Annotated in this window: 6 protein-coding genes; 1 reads left to right on the forward strand and 5 read right to left on the reverse strand. The window is 44.0% G+C overall.

Annotated features, from left to right (window positions below):
• Positions 1–252: 252 nt before the first annotated feature.
• The 5 genes from MICAI_RS14010 to MICAI_RS14030 form a co-directional block, all read right to left on the reverse strand.
• Positions 253–1,548 (reverse strand): CO2 hydration protein, encoded by a 1,296-nt coding sequence (locus MICAI_RS14010; RefSeq protein WP_008203165.1) that lies wholly within the window; start codon positions 1,546–1,548, stop codon positions 253–255.
• A 57-nt stretch (positions 1,549–1,605) separates the two neighbouring features.
• Positions 1,606–3,156 (reverse strand): NADH-quinone oxidoreductase subunit M, encoded by a 1,551-nt coding sequence (locus tag MICAI_RS14015; protein ID WP_002783427.1) that lies wholly within the window; start codon positions 3,154–3,156, stop codon positions 1,606–1,608.
• A gap of 78 nt (positions 3,157–3,234) precedes the next feature.
• On the reverse strand, positions 3,235–3,960 hold the full coding sequence (locus tag MICAI_RS14020; RefSeq protein ID WP_008203167.1) for a carbonic anhydrase: 726 nt from the start codon (positions 3,958–3,960) through the stop codon (positions 3,235–3,237).
• An 80-nt stretch (positions 3,961–4,040) separates the two neighbouring features.
• Positions 4,041–5,894, reverse strand: a complete 1,854-nt coding sequence (locus MICAI_RS14025) for an NAD(P)H-quinone oxidoreductase subunit F (RefSeq protein ID WP_008203169.1) — start codon at positions 5,892–5,894, stop codon at positions 4,041–4,043.
• Positions 5,895–5,940: 46 nt separating this feature from the next.
• Positions 5,941–6,885, reverse strand: a complete 945-nt coding sequence (locus tag MICAI_RS14030) for a LysR family transcriptional regulator (protein ID WP_008203171.1) — start codon at positions 6,883–6,885, stop codon at positions 5,941–5,943.
• 316 nt (positions 6,886–7,201) lie between these two features.
• On the opposite strand from MICAI_RS14030, the gene MICAI_RS14035 reads away from it, so the two are divergent.
• Entirely contained in the window at positions 7,202–7,912 is a 711-nt protein-coding gene (locus tag MICAI_RS14035; RefSeq protein WP_004268392.1) for a Uma2 family endonuclease, read from the forward strand.
• Positions 7,913–8,087 lie beyond the last annotated feature (175 nt).

The raw sequence follows: 8,087 nt of genomic DNA on the forward strand, positions 1-8,087 counted from the left end.
TAAAATGAACGTAGGTTGGGTTGAAGCATGAAACCCAACGCCCGCATGGGTTACGCTACCGCTAACCCATCCTACAAATAATTGTGCCTACCTACTTATTTATTCCCTCGAGTAGAAAACCAGTTTCTCGGAAAAACCCGTTTTCTGTGCATTACTCAAGGGATTTAGTATTAGTATGACATTGGGTGTCGGTTATCTCATTATATTAAAAAAGGTGGGCGATAAACCCACCAGAACAATAACCCAAAAACCTTAACGATAATTAGGACTTTGGATATCTCTAAGACGCGCTTCGGGGCGTTTAAATCTGTCCATTTGTGCCTCAAAGAATTGACGATTTTTAAGTAAATGTTTGGGATTAGGATCGTCGAGGGGATAGAGTAAAGCAGTGCGTAGAGCTTGAATAACTGCTGAAGTAACATTATACATCGAACGCTGGAAACTAATACCCAATTGAATCAAAATATCGTCTTCCCCCCGGCAGTTTTGTTGATAGTAATCAATCAGATATTGGGGTAAAAAATGATACATATCATCCATTAACAAAGTGGGAGGAATTCCCGCAGTACCCACGGGGAAAACATCCGCATAAAGAATGCCATAGTGAAAGTCTTTTTGTTCGTCAGGAACCTGTTTTGCTTGGGCATTATAGGACTTTGTACCCCGGAAGGGAGCAGTACGATAAAAGACCGCTTCCACATAGGGTAAAGCCGCTTCATAAAGCCAAGTAAAAGCCTTTGATTTGGGGATAATTTCGTAGCATTGACCATCAATATAAACGTGATGATAAATTGGCCGGCCAGCGATGGCAAAAATGCCATTAACGAGGAAATTCATGGCATCAGGAACACCTTTAAACCCGCCTTCATCGTAGATATCGGACATCTCGAAAAATACCGGGGCCATCACTTCCCAGAATAGTCCTAAATTAGAGTAGTAGGACATCATCCGCACCTGTTCCAAAAACATATCGGGGAACAGGTCATAAAGTTTCATCATCACGGGGTTTTTCTTGAAATAGGCCTTAATAGCGCGGTCGGCATTTTGGCGATATTCTTCTGAATCAAGATAGGCATCAAATAAACCCCAACCCATATCGCGGCCATGCCATAACATGGCTTGCATACAAGCTTCAGCAAATTCCATATTAACGCGGTCATGCCAAAGATGATGGATTAATCTGGGCATTTTTCTGGTTTTACCTTTATCCATGAATTCTAACAATTCAGGGTGAGCGGAACCCGTACCGCGCCAGATGCGTAAATCGGCATTATCGCCAGCGTAATGATTTTGTAGGTCTAGGTATTCTTGGGGCAGAAAATATTTAAAAAAGGGCAAAGGATCGAGGAAAACTCGTTCGGCAATATAGAGCAGATCTCGCCAATAAAAATCCATCGGCACGGCATAAGCTTTATAAATGCCGATAATTTGCATCAGGTTTTCGGGAGTATCCGGCAACATGGATCCACCCGCTTCTAAACGGTGGATAATGTCGGCGAATTCGTGATTAGAAGGGGGAATTTTGGCTTTGATTAATGTCCCAGTCATAGTTTTAGGTAAAGTAATTAGCAGCGGTTACAATAATTCGGAAACAGCAAGGGATAACTAACTATTACTCAAAAATTTACCCCGATTCAACCAGTTGGTTTTTGAGGACTTTTGCGGAGATTTTTTGAAGACAAAACTAGGTTTTGCTTCCCCCGATAAGCTGGCAACCATCGAGTTAGTGGTGGGTTCAATCCAACGGACTAAATAATTGGGTTGAATACCTAAAAAGACGATTAATACCATTAGGACAAAAGCGGGTATAGTTTCCGATTTCAGGACTTTGGGATAGTAGGCAAGTTTATTATCCAATTTACCAAAACAGGTGCGATTAAGCAGGATAACAAAGTAAACCGCCGTTAAACCGGAAGCGATGATACAGAGAACCGTCTGCACGGGAAAACGGGAAAAACTCCCCTGAAAAACGATAAATTCCGCCACAAATCCCACTAATCCCGGGATACCAGCACTGGCCATACCGGCGAGAATTAACAGGGCGCTAACCAGGGGTAAACCGCGAATTGGGTTCATTAAACCGTTTAAAACGTCTAAATCTCTGGTTCCGGCTTTGCGTTCGACGATGCCCACCAGATAGAATAAGAGGGCGAGAATAAGACCGTGGCTAATCATTTGCGCGACGGCACCAAGGACGCTTAAACCCGTGCCGGCGGCGGCTGCTACCAGTATATAGCCCATGTGACCGATCGAACTGTAGGCCACCATGCGTTTAATGTCTTTTTGGGCAATAGCGCTCAAGGCCCCGTAAATAACGCTAATAACGCCGATAATTGCCAGTCCGGGGGCGATTAAAGACCAAGTTTCCGGGAATAATTGCAGACCAAAGCGAACTAAGCCATAAGTACCGAGTTTAGCGAGGATACCACCTAATAAAATTGCTGTAGCGGGGGAAGCTTCCGTATAGGCATCCGGTAGCCAAGTATGGAGAGGTACGAGGGGGATTTTGATGCCAAATCCCACTAACAGCAGAGTTAAGAGCAGTAATTGGGTTTTTTGGGAGAAATCGGCGGTGGAGAGGGAGGAATAGTCAAAAGTACCACCGTTGAGGAAACCTATCCCTAAAAATGCCGCTAGGACTAATAACCCAGAGACAGCAGTATAGAGAAGGAATTTAATCGAAGCATAGCCACGTTTTTCGCCTCCCCAGATAGCAATCATCAGATAAAAGGGGATTAATTCTAGTTCATAGAAAACGATGAACAGCAGCAGGTTTTTAGCCATTAATGCCCCAGAAACCCCGGCGTTAATCAGGAGGATTAGGATGTAATAAAGTCGGGGACGCTCTACTTTTTCTTCGGTACTATAGATAGCTATTCCTGTCAAGAAACAGTTTAAAATAATTAACGGTAAGGACAAACCATCGACTCCGAGGTTATAACTTAAACCGATTGGTTTTGCCCATTCGCGGTATTCAGAAAATTGAAAGCCATTACTGGTTAAGTTATATTGGGTCAGCAGATATAAAGACCACAAGAAGACGGCGGCAACAAAAAAGAGGGTAATTTGACGTAATTTTGCTGGGGCAAATTTATCGGGGAAAAGACCGACGATAATTGCTCCAATTATTGGCAACCAAAGCAGGGTACTGAGCATATTGGTATCGATCAAATTTATAATGACTGGGATGAGAAAAGGATTAGCCAAACGACACGATGACTAATCTAGAATTGACTAAATTAAACTCACTTTGCCGGTATCGAGATCGTAGTAGGCTCCAACAATTTTTAATTGTTTTTTATCTACTAAATCACCCATGACTGGGGACTTGCCTAATTTCTCTACTTGATAGACAACATTGGATTTAATGGCTCGCTCAAGTTTGTTGGAACCGGGTTGTTTTTCAGCCCGATCAACTCCCACCTGTAGGCCATCGATTAAACTACCGATTTGACCCGGGAAACGACCCCCTTCAATGGTGGCTTTTACCGCTCCACAACGAGAATGGCCAAGGACAACAATTACCTTGGCTCCTAACACCAACGTGCCGAATTCGAGGCTACCAATTTCTTCGGAAGTGGCTAAATTTCCCGCTACCCGACAAACAAATAGATCTCCTAATCCTTGATCAAAAACAATTTCTGCCGGCACGCGAGAATCGGCACAGCCCAAAATTGCCGCAAAAGGGGCTTGACTTTCGGCCACTTCTGTGAGCCGAGTTTGATCGCGGTTAGGACTTTTTTTTCTTCGTTCCCAGAAACGTTGATTGCCTTCCATGAGCATAGTTAAGGCCTGGTCTGGGTTCAATCCTTGATTTTGAGCCGTTAGCCATGGCTGGGAATTAACAGCAGTTTGGGCGTTAGTTTTGGACAACTGAGAACCCAAAACAGAGGCGGCTAGACTGGTTCCCAAAAAACCACCCCCATAACGGATTAATTGGCGACGAGAGGTATTGAACATAGGTAATTGTTTCCATTAATCAGGACAAATCCTATTGTCAAGGCCGGGGATGCTAAAGAAAAGCCTAAGTTATCAAATCTTTAACTGAAAACTAGAGAAATTTGTGCTAGTAGGGGCCAGCAGATGATAATACCAATCAAAGCCACCCCCAAAATAATCGACAGAAAGTAAAATTGGGTCTGTCCCGAGACGTTATATTTCAAACTCTGACCACCAAAAACCGTGGCTAATCCCACCAAATTAACGATGCCATCCACCAGAAAGGTATCGATCCAGTTAATAATTTGCGAGATTAATCCGATGACAAAAACGATGGTGACTTTATACAATTGGGCGGTATAAAGGTCGTTGGCAAAGAAATCTTGAAGGGCTTTCGGTTGAAAAACGATCGGTTTGGAGATATTTTCATTCAGATAAATATAGGCTGCCGGAATTACGCCCGCAGCAGTGGAAAGCACCAAGAGAAAAGCCACTCCCAGATTTAAGTTACTTGGTAATAAATGCCATTGCGCTAATAAAATCGGCAAATGAAGGGCGAAACCCATGGTCACAGTCATGGGGATAACTAAGGGCCAAAGAGCTTCCGGAGAGCGCAGGGTCATCGGTTTGATTTTACCGCCAAAGAAAACGCAAAATTCTCTAGTGACACTAAAGGCAGTTAAGGCATTGACCAACAATAGCACTAATAACAGTAAACCACTGATTTCTGCGAGGCGATCGCCCATGCGGGCTAATGACCAAAAACCACCAAAGGGAGGCAGTGCGACTAAACTAGCGGCACCGACGAGATAACAAATGCCGGAAACGGGACGACGGGACCATAAACCGCCGTATTGGCTTAAATCTTGGCTGATATTATTCCAAACGATGTTACCCACCACCATGACTAACAGGGACATAGCGATCGCATAAGTAAAGAGTAACACTAAAGCGGTTTCCGTTTGTCCGGTGGCCACAGCGATAAAAATCAGTCCCATGTAGGCACTGACGGAATAGGAAAGGGAGCGCTTGACATCGATCTGGGCGATCGCAATTAACCCCGCACCGATAGCAGTAACAGAGCCAACAATGATCATCACCTGTAAGGTTAAGGGCGATAATTGTAGCACCGGCTCTAATTTCACCAATAACCAAGCGCCAGTGGAAACGACGACGGTATTCCGCAGAATTGTCGCGGGCATCGGTCCTTCCATGGCCTCATCTAGCCATAAATGCAGGGGAAATTGAGCGCATTTGCCCATTGGACCTGCAATCAGGGCTAAACAGAGTAAATTAGCCACATTGGGGTTTAAATTGGCTGTAGCCGCCCATTCTGCCAATTGGTCAAAGTTCCAGGTTCCCGCCAGGGGTAAAAGGGCCACCACTCCCATCAACAGGATTAAATCGCCAATCCGTTTGGTTAGAAAAGCATCCCGCGCCCCCGTTACCACCAGAGATTGATTGAACCAGAAACCAATCAGTAGATAAGTGCCGAGGGTGAGAACTTCTAGCACACAATAGCTGAAAAATAGCGAATTACAGATAACTAGGGCGCACATACCCCCTTCAAAGAGGGCGACGAGAGAATAAAACCTTGCCCAACCCCAATCCATTTCTAGATAGGCGATCGCATATACCTGGGCGGCGAGGTTTAAGCCGGTAATTAGCAGTAAAGCCCCGATATTAACGGCCGAAATCTGCACATCTAAAGATATGCTTAAATCTGCGGCATTTAGCCAATTAAATGCTATAGATTGCGGCGGACGACCCCAAACGGCGAGCAAAGCAAAAAGGCTATGCAAAAAAGCCCAGCAGGTCATGATCAAGTTCAGATAACCAGCCGGTCGCGGGCCGGTTTGCCGGATAATACCGGGAGACCAGGGTAGGGCGAGAAGTGCGCCGGCGAAGGCATAAAGAGGTACCAACCAGATAGTCTGGCTGAAGGACTCGAACATATAACCACCTCAAGAAGAAAAATGATCCTGAATTAAAGTTTAAGGTTTAATGGCTCACTAATAAGCTGTCACCATTTTTTAACGGGGCATGAATGGGGATGGTTTGACTAGCTTCCAGCAGGTATTTGAAAAAAGCATCGGCAATCACGGAAAGTTGTTTTCCGGCCAGGTAACAAACGTACCAATTGCGCTGAATTGGAAACTGTTCCACGTCGAGGATGGCTAATTCGCCGTTTTCTCCTTCCGAGATGAGAGTGTGCTTAGATAGTACCGATATTCCCAAACCGCCAGAAATAGCCTGTTTGATGGCCTCGTTACTGCCTAATTCCAAGCGCACCCTAACTTTAATATCGTGGAGATTAAATAATTTTTGTACCGCTTGGCGGGTTCCAGATCCCGATTCGCGCATAATAAAAGGTTGATGGTTGAGGCACTCAAGGGGCAGATTTTTCTGGCCCACCAAAGGATGATCTCGTCGCGCCACCACCACTAGGGGATTTTCGAGGAAAGACTGAGAACAAAGTTCCACTTCTTCCGGCGGTTGACTGAGAATATAGAGGTCATCCTCGTTGTTTAACATTCGCTCTTGCAGTTTCTGATGATTAGTCACTTGCAGGGCGATGTCAATACCGGGATACTGTTGACAGAATGCCCCCAATAATCGCGGTACAAAGTATTTAGCGGTAGTAATTACGCCTAAAGTCAGCTTTCCCTGTCTAGTTCCCTTAATATCGGCCACTTTCATTTGAAAGTTGTCCAATTTATCAAAAATCTCTTGACAGGTGAACAGTAATTCCTGACCCGCTTCGGTTAAAAATAAACGTTTGCCAATTTGCTCGAATAGCGGTAAACCCACAGCTTTTGTGAGTTGTTTGACTTGGGTTGAGACGGTAGGTTGAGTGATAAATAACTCCTCGGCCGCCTTGGTAAAGCTACTGTGTCGAGCGGTAGCCTCAAAAACCCTTAACTGGTGCAGGGTTGCCTGTATCAAGTTCTTATCCTCTTCTCAATAACAACTATTTGTCACCATCAATCCTAACGTCTTTATAGATTCTAGTCAATTAACTTTTTGATAAATATAGACTCTACTAGATATAACCGCAGCTTAAGACCTTTTGTAGCTGTCAGCTTTTTTCTCCCTCCTCCCCTCCTCTCCACTCCCACACTCCCGCACTCCCCCATTACCCCATCTCCCCCACTCCCCCATTACCCCATTCTCCCCACTCCCCAATTCATCATTCATAATTCATCATTCATAATTATCTTGCTACAATCAAAAAACAACCATCTATTAAAATTAAAAGACAATGGTTAGTTATCTTGATATTGACGACGATCTTCTTTTCCCCGATAGTGATGGTCAACCGATGGCAGATAATACCGAACAATATGAGTGGATTGTTAAAATTAAGGAGAATTTAGAAATTATCTTTGCCGATGACCCTAGGGTGTTTATTGCTGGAGATTTACTCTGGTATCCTCTGCGTTCTACTTTGGTTTCACCGGTTGCTCCCGATGTGATGGTAGCTTTTGGCCGTCCCAAAGGACGAAGGGGTTCCTATCGTCAATGGCAGGAGGAAAATATCGCTCCTCAAGTGGTTTTTGAAATTCTATCACCGAAGAATACAAAAGCAGAAATGAGTCGAAAATTAGAGTTTTATGACACCTATAGTGTAGAAGAATACTATTTATATAACCCGATGCGCTGTCGTTTACAAGGTTGGCAAAGACAGGGAGAAAATTTAAGAGAAATTATCCCCATCAATGACTGGATAAGTCCCCGCTTAGGTATGCGTTTTATCTGGGATAAATCTAGTTTAGAATTGTACCGTCCCGATGGAGAGAAATTTTTAACAACTGTTGAGTTAGAGTCTCAAATGCGTCAAGAAAAGAAACGCGCTGATAAAGAAAAGAAACGCGCTGATAAAGAAAAGAAACGTGCCGATAAAGAAAAAAAACGTGCGGATCGACTAGCGGAACGCTTACAGGCGTTAGGATTAACCTTAGAAGAAGAATAATACCATGCCATTACTTTGGAAAAATGGTATTTAGATTAAGTTTTTTCATAGGTTATTAGTAAACAATAATCAGTGAACTGATAACTGATAAGTAGGTAGGCGTTAAAAATTATCAGATGTCCCCCTTATTAAGGGGGGATCCCCCCGCCTATCGGCACCCCCCTTATCAAGGGGG

Origin of the sequence: Microcystis sp. T1-4, from assembly GCF_000297435.1 — a bacterium.
Lineage (GTDB): Bacteria > Cyanobacteriota > Cyanobacteriia > Cyanobacteriales > Microcystaceae > Microcystis.

Coding starts and splice junctions, on each gene's coding strand:
- MICAI_RS14010 (WP_008203165.1), bottom strand. CDS start 1,548: ATGACTGGGACATTAATCAAAGCCAAAATTCCCCCTTCTAATCACGAA.
- MICAI_RS14015 (WP_002783427.1), bottom strand. CDS start 3,156: ATGCTCAGTACCCTGCTTTGGTTGCCAATAATTGGAGCAATTATCGTC.
- MICAI_RS14020 (WP_008203167.1), bottom strand. CDS start 3,960: ATGTTCAATACCTCTCGTCGCCAATTAATCCGTTATGGGGGTGGTTTT.
- MICAI_RS14025 (WP_008203169.1), bottom strand. CDS start 5,894: ATGTTCGAGTCCTTCAGCCAGACTATCTGGTTGGTACCTCTTTATGCC.
- MICAI_RS14035 (WP_004268392.1), top strand. CDS start 7,202: ATGGTTAGTTATCTTGATATTGACGACGATCTTCTTTTCCCCGATAGT.